Source organism: Bacillus sp. PS108 (genome assembly GCF_037963335.1).
GTDB classification, from domain to species: domain Bacteria; phylum Bacillota; class Bacilli; order Bacillales; family Bacillaceae; genus Bacillus; species Bacillus subtilis.
In genome coordinates this window covers 3,768,106-3,783,948 of sequence record NZ_CP150155.1, presented here as the reverse complement: position 1 = coordinate 3,783,948, position 15,843 = coordinate 3,768,106, and the positions used below count along the sequence as shown (strand labels likewise).

The following is a 15,843-nucleotide window of genomic DNA, read 5'->3' as shown; positions in this document are numbered from 1 at the left end:
AGAAGGAGTGTTTTACATATGGAGAGAAAAACAGTATTGGTCATCGCTGATCTTGGAGGCTGCCCGCCGCACATGTTTTATAAAAGCGCTGCTGAAAAATATAACCTGGTCAGCTTTATTCCAAGACCTTTTGCAATTACAGCCTCCCATGCAGCATTGATTGAAAAATACTCGGTCGCGGTCATAAAAGATAAAGACTATTTTAAGAGTTTAGCTGATTTTGAGCATCCTGATTCCATTTATTGGGCGCATGAGGATCATAACAAGCCTGAGGAAGAGGTCGTCGAGCAAATCGTCAAGGTTGCCGAAATGTTTGGGGCGGATGCCATCACAACAAACAATGAATTATTCATTGCTCCGATGGCGAAAGCCTGTGAACGTCTGGGCCTGAGAGGTGCCGGCGTGCAGGCAGCCGAAAATGCCAGAGATAAAAATAAAATGAGGGACGCTTTTAATAAGGCCGGAGTCAAATCGATCAAAAACAAACGAGTCACAACTCTTGAAGATTTCCGTGCTGCTCTTGAAGAGATCGGCACACCTCTTATCTTAAAGCCTACATACTTAGCGAGTTCAATCGGTGTAACGCTGATTACGGACACTGAGACGGCAGAAGCTGAATTTAACAGAGTCAATGACTATCTGAAATCAATTAACGTGCCAAAGGCGGTTACGTTTGAAGCGCCGTTTATCGCTGAAGAATTTTTACAGGGTGAGTACGGAGACTGGTATCAAACAGAAGGGTACTCCGACTATATCAGTATAGAAGGCATCATGGCTGACGGTGAGTATTTCCCGATCGCCATTCATGATAAAACGCCGCAAATCGGGTTTACAGAGACATCCCACATTACGCCGTCCATTCTGGATGAAGAGGCAAAAAAGAAAATTGTCGAAGCTGCCAAAAAGGCAAATGAAGGGCTTGGCCTGCAAAATTGCGCAACACATACAGAGATCAAGCTAATGAAAAACAGAGAACCGGGTTTAATTGAATCGGCAGCCAGATTCGCCGGCTGGAATATGATCCCCAATATTAAAAAGGTCTTTGGCCTTGATATGGCGCAATTATTATTAGATGTCCTTTGTTTCGGAAAAGACGCCGATCTGCCGGACGGATTATTGGATCAAGAGCCTTATTATGTTGCCGACTGCCATTTGTACCCGCAGCATTTCAAACAAAATGGCCAAATTCCAGAAACTGCTGAGGATTTGGTCATTGAAGCGATCGATATTCCGGACGGGCTTTTAAAAGGGGATACTGAAATCGTTTCTTTTTCGGCCGCAGCACCAGGCACTTCAGTTGATTTGACATTGTTTGAAGCTTTCAATTCCATTGCAGCATTTGAACTGAAAGGCAGTAATTCACAGGATGTGGCTGAATCAATCAGACAAATTCAGCAGCATGCGAAGCTGACGGCAAAGTATGTGCTGCCAGTATGAAACAGCTGAAACCCAACTCTAAATACTTGCTTTACGGGCAGGCGCTATCGTTCATGGGAGACTATTGTGTTCTCCCTGCCCTGCTCATTTTGTCTACATATTATCACGATTATTGGGTGACGTCCGGGGTCATCGTGGTCAGAAGCATTCCGATGGTGTTTCAGCCGTTTTTGGGGGTTCTGGTCGACCGGTTAGACAGAATTAAGATCATGCTGTGGACGGATATCATCAGAGGCATCATCTTTTTGGGGCTCACATTTCTTCCAAAAGGCGAGTATCCGCTGATTTTTCTGGCCCTGCTGTTTATTTCTTATGGAAGCGGCGTGTTTTTTAATCCCGCCCGTCTCGCTGTCATGTCGTCCTTGGAATCAGATATTAAAAGCATCAACACGTTATTTGCAAAAGCGACAACCATTTCCATTATCGTCGGGGCGGCTGCCGGAGGGCTCTTTCTGTTAGGCGGATCTGTAGAGCTGGCTGTTGCCTTTAACGGTGTGACATACCTGGTTTCGGCATTTTTTATCAGCCGTATCAAGCTGCAATTTGTGCCGATTCAATCTGAAAACATAAAAGAGGCCTTTCAGTCTTTTAAGGAAGGGCTCAAGGAAATCAAAACCAATGCTTTTGTATTAAACGCCATGTTTACGATGATTACAATGGCTTTGCTGTGGGGAGTTGTGTACAGCTATTTTCCGATTGTCAGCCGCTTTCTGGGTGACGGGGAAATCGGCAACTTTATTCTCACGTTCTGCATCGGCTTCGGCGGCTTTATCGGAGCGGCGCTTGTCAGCAAATGGGGCTTTAACAACAATAGAGGCCTGACGTACTTTACCGTTTTATCCCTTGTCTCGCTGGCGCTGTTTTTATTCACGCCGATATTCGCTGTTTCTGTCATCGCGGCGATCCTCTTTTTCATCGCGATGGAATACGGGGAAGTGCTTGCAAAAGTGAAGGTTCAGGAAAATGCGGCAAACCAGATTCAAGGGCGCATTTTTTCAGTGGCCGAAGCGTCTATCGGATTATGCATTTCTATTGGTTCAATGTTCATTAACATCCTAAGCGCTCCGGTCATTATGGGGCTGATTGTCGTGATCGTATGCGGTTTGTTTCTGCATACGAAGCTCGTCAACAAATCGTTTTTGGAACGGGATAACAAAACGGAGCAAAAAGGAGTCTTTTAGATGGAAATAACACCGTCCGATGTCATCAAGACACTTCCAAGGCAGGAGTTTTCTCTCGTTTTTCAAAAGGTAAAGGAAATGGAAAAAACGGGACCCCATATCATTAATCTCGGACAGGGGAACCCTGACCTTCCCACTCCGCCGCATATTGTGGAGGCTTTGCGGGAGGCTTCTCTGAATCCTTCGTTTCATGGATACGGCCCTTTCAGGGGCTATCCTTTTTTAAAGGAAGCGATCGCTGCTTTCTATAAAAGGGAATACGGAGTGACAATCAATCCTGAAACGGAAGTCGCGCTTTTCGGAGGCGGGAAAGCCGGATTGTATGTGCTGACACAATGCCTGCTCAATCCGGGAGACATCGCTTTAGTCCCGAATCCAGGCTATCCTGAATATTTATCAGGGATTACGATGGCGCGAGCTGAGCTTTACGAAATGCCGCTGTATGAAGAAAATGGCTATCTGCCGGATTTTGAAAAGATTGATCCAGCCGTGCTGGAAAAAGCGAAGCTTATGTTTTTAAACTATCCGAACAACCCCACTGGAGCTGTGGCTGATGCGGCTTTTTATGCAAGAGCTGCTGCTTTTGCAAAAGAGCATCATATCCATTTGATTCATGATTTTGCATACGGAGCGTTTGAATTCGATCAAAAACCGGCCAGCTTTCTTGAGGCAGAGGATGCCAAAATTGTCGGAGCAGAGCTTTATTCATTTTCAAAAACATTTAACATGGCCGGCTGGAGAATGGCGTTTGCGGTTGGGAACGAAAGGATCATTCAGGCCGTCAATGAATTTCAGGATCATGTATTTGTCGGCATGTTCGGCGGGCTGCAGCAGGCAGCGAGTGCGGCGCTTTCTGGAGATCCGGAGCATACGGAATCGTTGAAACGAATTTATAAGGAACGAATTGACTTTTTTACGGCGCTTTGTGAAAAGGAACTGGGCTGGAAGATGGAAAAGCCAAAAGGAACCTTTTACGTATGGGCTGAAATTCCGAATACGTTTGAGACATCTCACCAATTTTCCGATTACTTGCTGGAGCATGCCCATGTCGTAGTCACACCGGGCGAAATTTTTGGAAGCAACGGAAAAAGGCATGTCAGAATCTCAATGGTGTCGAAGCAGGAGGATCTGAGGGAATTTGTCATGCGGATTCAAAAGCTGAACCTGCCGTTCGGGTCATTACAAGAAACATCCCGCTAAAAAGCGGGATGTTTTTATATGCTTTTCATGCTGCCGCCATCAGCGGAAATTTGCTGTCCCGTGATGTAGGAGGCTTCCTCAGAGGCAAGAAACGCGGCGAGCGCTGCGGTTTCTTCTGCTGATCCGACCCGTTTCATCGGAATCCCGAAAGCAATCTGTTCCTCTGCTTTCTGTTTGGATATGCTGTTCTTTTTCATCACATTTTCCACAAATTGATGATAACGGTCTGTAGCGATAAAACCAGGATTCAGACAGTTGACAGTAATGTTGTGAGGAGCAAGCTGGATGGAGATATTTTTACTGGCGTTAATTAAAGCGGCATTCATCATACTGTTTGTGAACATGTTGGCGCCGGGTTCTTTCCACAGATTTCCGACAATGTTGATGATTCTGCCAAACTCGTTTTGTTTCATCAGTGAGGAAGCACGCTTGATAGCGTCAATATAGGCAACGGTCTTTTGAGTGAACGTGGCCGTCATATCGTCTATATTGCAGTTATCAAATGTATCAGGCGCGCCGCCCGGGATATTATTAATCAGAACATCAAGCCGTCCGCATTGAGATTCGATTTCCTGAAAAATGCCCGCTCTCGTACGCCGGTCAGACATATCCCCCGCAAGGACAATGACGCTCGCCTCAGGATGCTTGGCCAAAATGTCTTCTTTGACAGATTCAATATTATCCAAATTTCGCGAATTAATGACGAGGGAAAAATGCTGGTCTGCTAATTTCAGAGCGATTGCTTTCCCGATCCCTTGACTGGCTCCCATAACAAATGCGGTTCGTTTTGACAAATAACTGCACCCCTTTGAAAAAATTGGATTATTATCTACATCGTAAGAAAAAACGAAGAAAATAGCAAATTTTATTTAAATTCTGATAAAGGAGAATTGAAAAAAACTCCCGCCGGATAGGGCGGGAGGGGATATTATACATATAGGAATTGAGGAAGTGTATCAAGCGAAAGGTGATTGCCGACAAAGAATGAACCAAATTCGCCATAGCGAGCGCTGACTTCGTCAAAACGCATTTCGTACACTAGCTTCTTGAATTGAAGGACATCATCGCTGAATAATGTAACGCCCCACTCGTAATCGTCAAAGCCGACAGAGCCGGTGATGATCTGTTTGACTTTGCCCGCATAGCTGCGGCCGATTAAACCATGGCTTCTCATCAAGTTTCTGCGTTCTTCCATTGAAAGCATATACCAGTTGTCATTGCCGGATCTTCTTTTATCCATTGGATAGAAGCATACATATTTTGATTCCGGCAGTTCAGGGTAAAGGCGAGCGCGCACATGCGGATTTTCATAAGGATCGCCGTCACCGCTTGCCAAGTAGTTGCTCAGCTCTACCACTGATACGTAGGAGTATGCCGGAATGGTGAACTCAGCAAGTCTTGATTTGTTGAATTCAAGCTCAATTTGATTTAATTCTTCCATTGTAGGACGAAGGATCATCAGCATAAAATCAGCTTTTTGGCCGACGATGCTGTAAAGAGTTTGCGATCCTTTTCCTTCTTTTTGGGCTACGCCCCATTTTTCAAGCAACCCGGTGAATTCATGTATGATAGATTGGCGCTCATCACTGGACAGCAGCTTCCAGGAAGTCCAATCCATTGTGCGGAAATCATGAAGCGCATACCAGCCGTCAAGCGTTTTTGCAGCTTCATTCGTCATTTGCTGTTCACTCATTTATCTTCACTCCCATTATCTTTTCATGATTGCCTTCACTATACCATAGTTTATCCGATTCTACTGTGGAGAAACCTTGAACATCCCTTCCGTATAATTCCATCAAAATAGAAGAACCTATAAGGGAAGATTGAGTCACTTAAATTAGTTAGAAAAATAAGATTTTTTTATGAAAGCGCTATAATGAAAGTTGGCTGTTTGAATTTGATTGGAAGAAGAGTATGCTAGTAAAAGAAAGCGTTTTTGTAACTTTTTGAGGAGGTTTTATTGTGGCAGATTTATTTTCAACAGTGCAAGAAAAAGTAGCTGGAAAAGACGTTAAAATTGTATTTCCTGAAGGCTTAGACGAGCGTATTTTAGAAGCGGTCAGCAAGCTTGCAGGAAACAAAGTGCTGAATCCGATTGTGATCGGCAATGAAAATGAGATCCAAGCAAAAGCAAAAGAATTGAACCTTACGCTGGACGGCGTTAAGATTTATGATCCTCATACATATGAAGGCATGGAAGACCTTGTACAAGCATTCGTAGAACGCCGCAAAGGCAAAGCGACAGAAGAACAGGCTCGCAAAGCATTATTAGACGAGAACTACTTCGGTACAATGCTGGTGTATAAAGGCCTTGCAGACGGACTTGTAAGCGGAGCTGCTCACTCGACAGCTGACACTGTCCGCCCGGCTCTTCAAATCATCAAAACAAAAGAAGGCGTGAAAAAGACTTCAGGCGTGTTCATCATGGCTCGCGGAGAAGAGCAATACGTATTCGCAGATTGTGCGATCAACATTGCGCCTGACAGCCAAGACCTTGCCGAGATTGCGATCGAAAGTGCCAATACGGCAAAAATGTTCGACATTGAGCCTCGCGTGGCAATGCTCAGCTTCTCTACAAAAGGCTCAGCAAAATCTGATGAAACAGAAAAAGTAGCGGATGCAGTGAAAATCGCGAAAGAAAAAGCGCCTGAACTGACACTTGACGGCGAATTCCAATTCGATGCTGCATTTGTTCCATCTGTAGCTGAGAAAAAAGCGCCGGATTCCGAGATCAAAGGGGACGCTAACGTATTCGTATTCCCAAGCCTTGAAGCAGGAAACATCGGCTATAAAATCGCTCAGCGTTTGGGCAACTTTGAAGCTGTAGGACCAATCCTGCAAGGTTTAAATATGCCTGTAAACGACCTTTCAAGAGGATGTAACGCTGAAGATGTTTACAATCTCGCATTAATTACAGCGGCGCAAGCACTGTAATAAAAATGAAGACGATGGCAGCTCTCGACCGAGGGCTGCCTTTTTTGCGCTTCCGTATAGCCTTCTTTACCAAGATGGATGATATGAGTACAATAAAGAAAACTAATCATAACCATATATTTCATTAATGACAGGGGTGGGGTTTTTGTATTACGACGTGCTGAAAACGTTTATAGCGGTGGTAGAAGAAAAAAACTTCACAAAAGCGGCGGAAAAGCTGATGATCTCCCAGCCCAGCGTCAGTCTGCATATCAAAAATCTTGAGAAAGAATTTCAAACGGCTCTTCTGAACAGGTCGCCAAAACACTTTACGACAACGCCGACAGGAGACATTTTATATCAAAGAGCAAAGCAAATGGTGTTTCTCTACGAACAAGCCAAGGCTGAAATCTATGCGCATCATCACTATGTGAAGGGCGAATTGAAAATAGCTGCAAGCTTTACAATCGGTGAGTATATTCTTCCGCCGCTATTGGCCCAGCTGCAAAAGCTGTATCCAGAGCTGAACCTCGATGTCATGATTGGCAATACAGAGGAGGTCAGCGAGCGTGTGCGTATGCTTCAGGCTGATATCGGGCTGATTGAAGGACATACAAACGAGAATGAGCTGGAAATTGAACCGTTCATGGAGGATGAAATGTGCATTGCCGCTCCAAATCAGCATCCGCTCGCCGGGCGGAAAGAGATTTCGATCAGCGATTTGCAGAACGAAGCGTGGGTGACAAGAGAGAAAGGCTCCGGGACGAGAGAATATCTCGATCATGTACTCAGTTCAAATGGACTTCGGCCGAAATCAATGTTCACCATCAGCAGCAATCAAGGTGTAAAGGAAGCGGTGATTAACGGCATGGGACTTTCGGTTCTATCCAGAAGCGTACTGCATAAGGATTTGATCCACCGCGAAATCTCAATTCTGCATATTAAAGATTTCTCGTTAAAGCGCAAGCTGTCTTACATTCATTCTCCTCTCATGGAGAATACAAAAAATAAAGAAATTTTTATTACGATGCTGAAAAGCAATTATCAATCACAGCTGCTGAAATGATATAATAGTTTTCGTTCAATAAGCCTAACATGAAAGGGTTTTACATAGATGGCAAACCAACCGATTGATTTACTGATGCAGCCGAAATGGAGAGTTATTGACCAATCCAGTCTCGGCCCTTTATTTGATGCGAAGCAATCCTTCGCAATGGATGATACGCTGTGCATGTCCGTCGGAAAAGGCGTGTCGCCGGCGACAGCGCGCTCATGGGTGCACCACGATACAATTGTCCTTGGAATACAGGATACACGCCTCCCGTTTTTGCAGGATGGCATCTCCTTGCTGGAGAGTGAAGGATACCGTGTGATCGTACGCAATTCCGGCGGTCTTGCCGTCGTATTGGATGACGGTGTTTTAAATATCTCTCTCATATTCGAGGACGAAAAGAAAGGCATCGATATAGACAAAGGATATGAAGCGATGGTCGAGCTGATGAGACGAATGCTGAGACCGTACAATGCAAAGATCGAAGCCTATGAAATTGAAGGGTCTTATTGTCCCGGCAGCTATGACCTCAGTATAAATGGCAAAAAGTTCGCCGGCATCTCTCAGAGACGCGTTCGCGGCGGAGTCGCTGTTCAAATTTATCTCTGTGTGGATAAAAGCGGCAGTGAAAGGGCCGACTTGATCAGACGATTCTATCAAGCGGCGCTGAAAGACAAACAAAACGATAAAAAAGGCGTCTATCCGGAAATACGTCCGGAAACGATGGCGTCCTTAAGTGAGCTTCTGCAAAAAGACATCTCCGTACAAGACTTAATGTTCGCTTTATTGACGGAATTAAAAGCGTTAACCACTCATCTTTATTCAGCTGGACTGTCCACTGATGAGGAAATGGAATTTGAGAAAAACCTCGTCCGGATGGCTGAGCGGAATGCAAAGGTATTTGGGTGAACGTTCTTCGCATGCCGGCTGTATATGCCGGCATGCATTTTTTATCTCAAGCGGCATTTTACCCCAATAATCTTATTTTCAGATAAATCCTTCTTACATACAGATAACCACGGCAAAAAGAAAAACGATAAAATGACATCAGCATCCATATTAAAGGGGAGAGGCAGATGAAAGGGAATATTTACAGCCTTTTTGTATTGATTGCGGCTTTTTTCTGGGGGACCACGGGAACCGTTCAGGCATTGGCTCCAGAAAGCGCCACACCGCTGGCATTTGGGGCGTTCAGGTTATTAATAGGAGGAAGCGCCATGCTGCTTGCGGTTTGGGTCAGCCGGGAGCTTCACGTGAAAAATTGGGCATGGCCGCTCGTATTTTTAGCCGCTGTTTGTATGGCGTGTTACCAGCCGCTGTTTTTCACAGCGGTTAAAGAAACGGGAATTGCAGTGGGAACTGTGATTGCCATCGGCAGTGCGCCTATCATTGCCGGGACCCTCGAATGGGCCGTATTGAAGAAACGCCCGCGAAACTCTTGGTGGATTGCGACTGTGCTGGCTTTAGCGGGTTGCTGGCTTCTGTTTTCCGACAGTTCCAATGTTCGGATTGATGTGGCTGGTGTTCTTATGGCGCTTGGAGCGGGTGCTTCTTTTGCAGGCTATACGCTCATCAGTAAAGCGATGATGAAAACCCAGCCTCCGCGAGCGACCTCCGCCGTTGTATTCATGATCAGCGCCATCTTGCTGACGCCGCTATTACGGCAGTCAGATATCTCGTGGATATGGACCCCTAGAGGACTGGGAACAAGCCTTTACATCGGGTTAATTGCAACATGTGCCGCATACTTTTTGTTTGCGAAAGGGCTTACCGGGGTTCCGGCCTCGGCGGCGGTCACGCTGTCTTTAGCGGAACCGCTGACGGCTTCATTGCTTGGCGTGTTTTTCATAGGGGAAATGCTTTCGCCTTCCTCGTGGCTGGGCATTGCGCTTATGATGCTGGGGCTTTTGGTCATTTCTGCTGCGCCTCGGAAACAAAAAACGGCCGAGGCAGCTCACATGTCTTAATAGATTCACATAAGCTTGGCCTCATTTTACAAGAATAGCTGATCCGGCTGCAAAATGAGGAAATTCTCTTTTCTCAATAGAAAAGAGGATTTTGTACATGGCGAAAATCCCAAAACAGCTGCCCGTTTTGGGATTTTTCTATGTCATTCCGCTAATTTTTCTAAATTGCCGTTCCGGTCCATTTTGAAGGACGGAGAGGCATGTTCATCTTCTTCAAATAAAACTAGCTTTCTGGCTCTGTTCATAATTTTCACCAAGGTTTCATAATCTTCTTGGATCGTTTTTTGGTCTTTTTCAAGCTTTTGAACTTCTGCCTCTAGCTGCTCTGTTTTGTTTTGCAATTCCTGATTTTCTTTCTTTAAACGCTCGTTTTCCATTTTTAATGCTGATGATTGCTCGTGATTGCCTTCGTAATTCTGCAGGAAGCGGATCACATCATTCATCGTCATCTCAGGCGCAGCTGCAGGTGTTTGAGGAGACAATAAGTGTGATAGACTAGCTAACTCTTCCTTAAAGCTTTCATCAACAAAAGGCATATGTTCGCCAGACATTAAAGGTTGCTCATTTTCGACAGAAGGTGTTTCCGTTTTAACCGGCTCTTCTGCAGCGGTTTCTTGAATGATTTCAGGATCAACGGCAGGAGGCTGATATAATAATCTTTTTTTCGCGGGCTGCCCGTTTCCGAGCGCTCTCATCCGCTGTTTTCGTTGTTTCTTCGCAAGCTGAAGCGCTTTTTCATATTGATGGCGGACCACTGCGTTCCATCTGAATCCGCAGGCTGCGGATGTCCGGTTTAATTTATCGCCGACTTCTTCAAAGGCGTTCAGCTGAGTGCTGCCCTCCCTCACATGCCGAAGCACTGTTTCGGCTAAAAGCAGATCGTTTTCCTCTGACCAAGCGTCTTGTCGCTGTTTTGTCATTTATCTCAACTCCCATTTTTCTTTTCATGGTATTAGAATGTCCAGGTTGGAAAATATTTATACAAATTGGCTGAAAGAATAGGAGATACGAAGGATGGAGCGGCTTGCAGGAACAGTCGAATCCTTGTAAAATGAAGAGTGATGTGATTTTTTTGAAACGTGATTTTAGGTTATTCACATAGATGAACATAGAAATGAAGGGAAGCGTACGTCATGGCTAATGAATTTCGAGTGTGTGATGATTGCCAAGCCACTAATATCAAAACATTGCTGCCGCGTTTGAAAGAAGTGGACCCGGACGCAAAGGTTGAGGTAGGATGCCAATCTTATTGCGGGCCCGGACGGAAAAAATCATTTGCTTTTGTGAACAATCGCCCGCTGTCAGCTCCGACAGAGGATGAGCTGATTGACAAAGTAAAAAAGAAGATAAAAAAGTAAAAACATATTTTTTCTTAGCCTCGGCCCTCAGGTCAGGCTTTTTTGCTTCACAAGATGTGTTTTTCATGAAGATGGAACAAATCGCCGGGCAAATTCAAGGATGTTTTCAAAGAATAGAGTCGATATAATAGAAACACGGCTAAAAAAAAGAGGGAATGACGATGGCGTATCCAAATGGAAAATTATCAGAAGAAAAAGTGTTTAAAGATCCGGTGCACCGCTATGTTCATGTTCGGGACAAGCTGATATGGGATTTAATCGGAACCCGTGAATTTCAGCGTCTCCGCAGAATTAAGCAGCTCGGCACGACCTATTTGACGTTCCATGGGGCTGAGCACAGCCGGTTCAACCATTCTCTCGGTGTCTATGAAATTGTCAGAAGAATGGTTGATGACGTCTTTAAAGGCCGCCCTGAATGGGATGACAGTGAGCGCGAACTCTGTTTGGCCGCGGCGCTGCTTCATGACCTCGGGCACGGGCCGTTCTCGCATTCATTTGAAAAGGTCTTTCACCTTGACCACGAGGATTTTACAAGAGGTATCATTTTGGGAGACACGGAGGTTAATCAGGTGCTCAGAAAGGTGAGCCCGGGTTTCCCTCAGGATGTTGCTGAAGTCATTGCCAAAACATATAAAAACAAGCAAGTGGTCAGCCTGATTTCGAGTCAGATTGACGCAGACCGCATGGATTACCTCCAGCGCGACGCATATTATACGGGCGTCAGCTACGGCCATTTTGATATGGAGCGGATTCTTCGGGTGATGCGGCCGCGCGAGGATCAGATCGTCATTAAAGAAAGCGGAATGCACGCTGTCGAAGACTATATCATGAGCCGTTACCAAATGTACTGGCAGGTCTACTTCCATCCTGTGACCAGAAGTGCAGAGGTCATTTTAACGAAGATTCTTCACAGGGCGAAGCAGCTGCACGATGAAGGCTATGTCTTCACTCACGCTCCGGTTCATTTCTATTCTATTTTTGAAGGGAAATTGACACTGGAGGATTATGTAAAGCTGGATGAATCTATTATTTTGTATTACTTCCAGGCCTGGGAGGATGAAGAAGACGCGATTTTATCCGACTTGTGCCGCAGATTCATTAACCGCCAGCTGTTCCAATACGTTGAATTCAATCCGAATGAAGAAATGTCGGCTTATTTTGAGCTGACTTCATTGTTCAAAGAGGCGGGAATCGATCCGAGCTATTATTTGGTCGTTGATTCTTCATCAGATCTGCCATACGATTTTTACCGACCGGGAGAGGAAGAGGAGCGTCTGCCGATCCATCTCTTGACGCAAAACGGCCAAATTAAAGAGCTGTCCAGGCAGTCGGCTATTGTGGAATCCATCTCAGGTAAACGGCGGACGGACCACAAGCTGTACTATCCAAAGGACTTGATTTGTGACGGCTCTGAACATCCGGAAGCGAAAATGAAAATCCGGCAGCTGCTGGGACTGACATAGAAATTGGAAAGAAGGAAAAAGGAGATGTCGGGAATTTGTTGAAAGAACATGCAAAACTGATGAAGGTGTTCTCGGATTCTGGAGAAATCATCGGGCGAAAGAAGCTGCAGAAAATGATTTATATCGCCAAGAAAATGCAGTTTCCTTTCTATGAGAAATATGATTTTCACTTTTATGGACCGTATTCGGAGGAACTGACGCTCCAGATTGAAGAGCTGTGCAACCTTGGATTTCTGCATGAGGTGAAGGAAAAAAAGGGCGGCTACTTTCAATACCGGTATTCGCTGACTGAGACAGGCTCCGCATTTTTAGACCATGCTGATCTGGACATGCCGGATATGAAAGGCTATATCGATAGTGTAAACAGCCGTTCATCACGGTTTTTAGAGCTGGTTTCCACGATCCTTTACTTTGACGGGCTTGAGGATGAGGAAAAGAAAGAAAAAGTCTTTACCATCAAAAGCAAGCAAAAATATACAAATGAAGAATATGACGAAGCGCTTCAATACATAGAGGAACTGAAGCAGATTTGTTAACCATACCAAGCAAAAGAAATGAATCGTTTCTTTTGCTTTTTTTATTGACAAAAGCTGCTAAGAGATTCATTATGGATAATAGTTATCCATAATGAATCAGGAGTGAATAGGATGAAAATGAAATCAGGAATGGAGCAGGCGGTTTCTGTGCTGCTTTTACTGTCACGGCTGCCTGTACAGGCTTCTTTGACGTCAGAGGCAATAAGCCAGCGATTGCGCGTGTCTCCGTCTTATTTGAAGAAGCTGATGAGAACATTGGTTCAAGCAGGTTTGGCAGAATCCTTGCCAGGGACGAAGGGCGGTTTTACCCTGACGAAGCCTTTGGCTGACATTACGCTTTATGATGTTTATCAAGCGGTCGAAGGCAGAGGTTCGATGTATCAGGGGAAAGGCCTGCTGCAATCTGTATTTGAGGGTGAAAGTCACTGTGTGCTGGAGACAGTCATGGGGGAAATCGAGGATAAATGGTCCAATCTTATGAGAGAAGAATCCTTGCAGCATGTCATGGACAGAGTCGGGGAATTGTATGATCTTGAAAGAATAGATGATTGGGTAATCAAGCAAGTGAAAGGGCAATTGTAATGAAAAATAGCGGGTCTATACAAGAATCAACATCATCAACAGGCATATCCGTGCTGATCGTGCTCGCACTTGGTTTCCTCATGGCAACTCTTGATGTGACCGTTGTGAATGTGGCGATGGCTGATATGAAAAACACTCTTTCAATGTCACTTTCAGGTGTAACGTGGGTTGTGGACGGGTACATTCTTACTTTTGCGTCGCTTCTGCTGGCGGGCGGAGCCTTGGCTGACCGTTTCGGCTCGAAGACGATCTATATCTTGGGTCTAGCCGTTTTTGTTCTGGCCTCCTGTCTATGCGCTGCATCTATAAATGGGCAGATGCTGATTGCCGGACGTCTCATACAGGGAATTGGGGCAGCACTGTTTATGCCAAGCTCACTCAGCCTTTTGGCTGCCTCTTACCCTGATGAGCGGGCGCGGGCGAGAATGTTTGGACTGTGGGCCGCGCTTGTTTCCGCCGCTTCAGGCCTTGGGCCCTTTATCGGGGGAGTGCTGGTACAGTTGGCGGGCTGGCAGAGTGTTTTTCTGATCAATGTGCCAATAGGGGCTGCTGCGCTCATTTCAGCTTACCGAATCCTAAGCCGCGTCCCGGGAAAAAACGGCCGCGTGAACATCACCGGGCATCTGCTTGGCATGATGGCTCTCGGGTTTCTTTCCTATGCTTTGATACAGGGGCCTTCAGCGGGCTGGCGCTCGCCAGTGATTCTTGTAGCATTTACTGCAGCGATTTTGGCATTTGTGCTGTTTTTGCTGCGGGAAATTTCTGCAAAAGCACCCATCCTGCCGGCGTCCTTATACAAAAACGGCCGCTTCTCAGCTGCCCAATTTATCGGGTTTTTGCTGAATTTCGCCCTTTTTGGCGGCATGTTTATGCTCAGCCTTTTTTTGCAGGAAGCAGGAGGGGCAAGTTCCTTTATGGCTGGAGTGGAGCTGCTGCCGATGATGGCGGTCTTCGTGATCGGCAATCTGCTGTTTGCCCGTCTGGCGAATCGGTTTGAAGCCGGTCAGCTTATGTTTGTATCAATGGCGGTCAGCTGTATCATTGCATTGCTGTTGTTTGTGCTGATTTCTCCGGATTTTCCTTATTGGCAGCTGGCGGTGTTGATGTCTGTTATGAACCTCTGTACCGGTATTACAGTTCCTGCCATGACAACTGTGATCATGCAGGCTGCCGGGCAAAGACATGCGAATATCGCCGGTGCGGCGTTAAATGCAAACCGGCAAATCGGAGCCTTGGTCGGCGTAGCGATAACCGGGGTGATCATTCATCTGTCCGCCACTTGGTATGCCGGTGCCGGGTTTACATTTTTGATGATGGGGGCGGCATACAGCCTCGCTGCATTGCTTGTATGGCTGTTTCTGGCTGCCCATAACGGGACTGCCGCGTCAGAAAAAATGTAAATCACTGATTGCACTTTGTGGGAATATATAGTAAGATGTAAAAAATTATTGAAACAACAGGCACTGATAAGGACACGAGATGCTTTTTACGGTTTCCAGAGAGGGAAGGACAGCTGAGATCTTCCTAACGCAGGGAAAGCAGCTTACCGCCTTTGAGCCGTATCGGGGAAAACAAGTATCTGATACCGTCATGCTGCGTTACAGCATCTTTAAGCCGATCACCATGTGTAATTGATCGGGAATTTGGGTGGAACCACGGATGATCAACACATTCGTCCCTTTTAGAGGGATGGGTGTGTTTTTTTATATGAACTACATAAATGCGTTGAAAAGGACACGAATGATAGTTACGGTTTTCAGAGAGGGAAGGAAAGGTGAGAGCTTCCCAGCTTAGGAATATCATTTACCGCCTTGGAGCAGCATTGGGGAACTGAAGTAACCAATGCCGTCTATGCTGCGTTACAGCACCGAGCCGACAACATAGTATTTGTCGGGAACTTGGGTGGAACCACGGGTTAATCACACACTCGTCCCTATCTGTGGGACGGGTGTGTTTTTTTATGAATTGAATACATGCGATGAAAAGGACATGAATGATAGTTACGGTTTTCAGAGAGGGAAGGAAGGGTGAGAGCTTCCCAGCTTAGGAATATCATTTACCGCCTTGGAGCAGCATTGGGGAACTGAAGTAACCAATGCCGTCTATGCTGCGTTACAGCACCGAGCTGACAATATCGTATTTGTCGGGAACTTGG

General features: G+C 45.7%; 15 protein-coding genes and 3 other annotated features (1 of these 18 only partly in view). Of the genes, 12 read left to right on the top strand and 3 right to left on the bottom strand.

The genetic code is table 11. The annotated features are described in order from the left end of the window. Positions 1–18 precede the first annotated feature (18 nt). The 3 genes from bacD to bacF are packed head-to-tail and all read left to right on the top strand — an operon-like array spanning position 19 to position 3,818. Positions 19–1,437, top strand: coding sequence for an alanine--anticapsin ligase (gene bacD / locus NSQ16_RS19670; RefSeq protein ID WP_339232415.1), 1,419 nt, complete (start codon positions 19–21; stop codon positions 1,435–1,437). Continuing rightward, positions 1,434–2,618: a bacilysin exporter BacE gene (gene bacE, locus NSQ16_RS19665; RefSeq protein WP_339232412.1), complete on the top strand. Its 1,185-nt coding sequence runs from the start codon at positions 1,434–1,436 to the stop codon at positions 2,616–2,618. The genes bacD and bacE overlap by 4 nt, the downstream gene beginning before the upstream one ends. After that, positions 2,619–3,818 carry a transaminase BacF gene (gene bacF, locus NSQ16_RS19660; RefSeq protein ID WP_339232410.1) on the top strand — a complete coding sequence of 400 codons (1,200 nt, stop codon included), beginning with the start codon at positions 2,619–2,621 and terminating at the stop codon, positions 3,816–3,818. It begins immediately after the preceding gene. 14 nt (positions 3,819–3,832) lie between these two features. Here the strand turns inward: bacF and bacG are convergent, their stop codons facing one another. Together bacG and hemQ are read right to left on the bottom strand one after the other, a co-directional pair. Continuing rightward, positions 3,833–4,612 carry an NADPH-dependent reductase BacG gene (bacG, locus tag NSQ16_RS19655; protein ID WP_339232409.1) on the bottom strand — a complete coding sequence of 260 codons (780 nt, stop codon included), beginning with the start codon at positions 4,610–4,612 and terminating at the stop codon, positions 3,833–3,835. A gap of 134 nt (positions 4,613–4,746) precedes the next feature. Further along, positions 4,747–5,511, bottom strand: a complete 765-nt coding sequence (gene hemQ, locus NSQ16_RS19650; protein ID WP_003227507.1) for a hydrogen peroxide-dependent heme synthase — start codon at positions 5,509–5,511, stop codon at positions 4,747–4,749. Positions 5,512–5,780: 269 nt separating this feature from the next. Between hemQ and pta the strand changes: the two genes are divergently transcribed. The 4 genes from pta (at position 5,781) to NSQ16_RS19630 (ending at position 9,749) form a co-directional block, all read left to right on the top strand. After that, a complete protein-coding gene (gene pta / locus NSQ16_RS19645) occupies positions 5,781–6,752 on the top strand; it encodes a phosphate acetyltransferase (RefSeq protein ID WP_003235941.1) in 972 nt (323 codons plus the stop codon). Positions 6,753–6,897: 145 nt separating this feature from the next. After that, on the top strand, positions 6,898–7,797 hold the full coding sequence (gene cysL / locus NSQ16_RS19640; RefSeq protein ID WP_014481233.1) for a cysJI operon transcriptional regulator CysL: 900 nt from the start codon (positions 6,898–6,900) through the stop codon (positions 7,795–7,797). A gap of 48 nt (positions 7,798–7,845) precedes the next feature. Continuing rightward, positions 7,846–8,691 carry an octanoyl-[GcvH]:protein N-octanoyltransferase gene (gene ywfL, locus NSQ16_RS19635; RefSeq protein WP_339232408.1) on the top strand — a complete coding sequence of 282 codons (846 nt, stop codon included), beginning with the start codon at positions 7,846–7,848 and terminating at the stop codon, positions 8,689–8,691. A gap of 167 nt (positions 8,692–8,858) precedes the next feature. Continuing rightward, entirely contained in the window at positions 8,859–9,749 is an 891-nt protein-coding gene (locus NSQ16_RS19630; RefSeq protein WP_038429804.1) for a carboxylate/amino acid/amine transporter, read from the top strand. A 143-nt stretch (positions 9,750–9,892) separates the two neighbouring features. On the opposite strand, the gene rsfA is transcribed toward NSQ16_RS19630, so the two are convergent. Beyond that, a complete protein-coding gene (gene rsfA / locus NSQ16_RS19625) occupies positions 9,893–10,669 on the bottom strand; it encodes a prespore-specific transcription regulator RsfA (RefSeq protein ID WP_003243464.1) in 777 nt (258 codons plus the stop codon). Between the two features lie 213 nt (positions 10,670–10,882). Here rsfA and NSQ16_RS19620 point away from each other — a divergent pair, with 213 nt between their 5' ends. The 5 genes from NSQ16_RS19620 to NSQ16_RS19600 all read left to right on the top strand — a co-directional run bounded on the left by NSQ16_RS19620 (position 10,883) and on the right by NSQ16_RS19600 (position 15,088). Continuing rightward, entirely contained in the window at positions 10,883–11,107 is a 225-nt protein-coding gene (locus tag NSQ16_RS19620) for a DUF1450 domain-containing protein (protein WP_003222050.1), read from the top strand. A gap of 161 nt (positions 11,108–11,268) precedes the next feature. Continuing rightward, complete coding sequence (locus NSQ16_RS19615) at positions 11,269–12,570, top strand: HD domain-containing protein (protein WP_024571616.1); 1,302 nt, start codon at positions 11,269–11,271, stop codon at positions 12,568–12,570. A gap of 35 nt (positions 12,571–12,605) precedes the next feature. Then, positions 12,606–13,106: a YwgA family protein gene (locus NSQ16_RS19610; protein ID WP_003227524.1), complete on the top strand. Its 501-nt coding sequence runs from the start codon at positions 12,606–12,608 to the stop codon at positions 13,104–13,106. Between the two features lie 111 nt (positions 13,107–13,217). Then, the gene (locus NSQ16_RS19605; RefSeq protein ID WP_046664005.1) at positions 13,218–13,688 is read left to right on the top strand and encodes an Rrf2 family transcriptional regulator; all 471 of its coding nucleotides are present in this window, start codon (positions 13,218–13,220) and stop codon (positions 13,686–13,688) included. Continuing rightward, positions 13,688–15,088, top strand: a complete 1,401-nt coding sequence (locus tag NSQ16_RS19600) for an MFS transporter (RefSeq protein WP_106610795.1) — start codon at positions 13,688–13,690, stop codon at positions 15,086–15,088. The genes NSQ16_RS19605 and NSQ16_RS19600 overlap by 1 nt, the downstream gene beginning before the upstream one ends. A 54-nt stretch (positions 15,089–15,142) precedes the next feature. Further along, positions 15,143–15,371, top strand: a binding site (T-box leader). Positions 15,372–15,404: 33 nt separating this feature from the next. Continuing rightward, positions 15,405–15,626: a binding site (T-box leader), on the top strand. 31 nt (positions 15,627–15,657) lie between these two features. Then, positions 15,658–15,843: a binding site (T-box leader), on the top strand (it continues 36 nt past the right edge of the window).

Excerpts from the sequence above, each read along its gene's own strand:
- bacD (WP_339232415.1), top strand. The coding sequence starts at position 19 with ATGGAGAGAAAAACAGTATTGGTCATCGCTGATCTTGGAGGCTGCCCG.
- bacE (WP_339232412.1), top strand. The coding sequence starts at position 1,434 with ATGAAACAGCTGAAACCCAACTCTAAATACTTGCTTTACGGGCAGGCG.
- bacF (WP_339232410.1), top strand. The coding sequence starts at position 2,619 with ATGGAAATAACACCGTCCGATGTCATCAAGACACTTCCAAGGCAGGAG.
- hemQ (WP_003227507.1), bottom strand. The coding sequence starts at position 5,511 with ATGAGTGAACAGCAAATGACGAATGAAGCTGCAAAAACGCTTGACGGC.
- ywfL (WP_339232408.1), top strand. The coding sequence starts at position 7,846 with ATGGCAAACCAACCGATTGATTTACTGATGCAGCCGAAATGGAGAGTT.
- NSQ16_RS19630 (WP_038429804.1), top strand. The coding sequence starts at position 8,859 with ATGAAAGGGAATATTTACAGCCTTTTTGTATTGATTGCGGCTTTTTTC.
- rsfA (WP_003243464.1), bottom strand. The coding sequence starts at position 10,669 with ATGACAAAACAGCGACAAGACGCTTGGTCAGAGGAAAACGATCTGCTT.
- NSQ16_RS19620 (WP_003222050.1), top strand. The coding sequence starts at position 10,883 with ATGGCTAATGAATTTCGAGTGTGTGATGATTGCCAAGCCACTAATATC.
- NSQ16_RS19615 (WP_024571616.1), top strand. The coding sequence starts at position 11,269 with ATGGCGTATCCAAATGGAAAATTATCAGAAGAAAAAGTGTTTAAAGAT.
- NSQ16_RS19605 (WP_046664005.1), top strand. The coding sequence starts at position 13,218 with ATGAAAATGAAATCAGGAATGGAGCAGGCGGTTTCTGTGCTGCTTTTA.
- NSQ16_RS19600 (WP_106610795.1), top strand. The coding sequence starts at position 13,688 with ATGAAAAATAGCGGGTCTATACAAGAATCAACATCATCAACAGGCATA.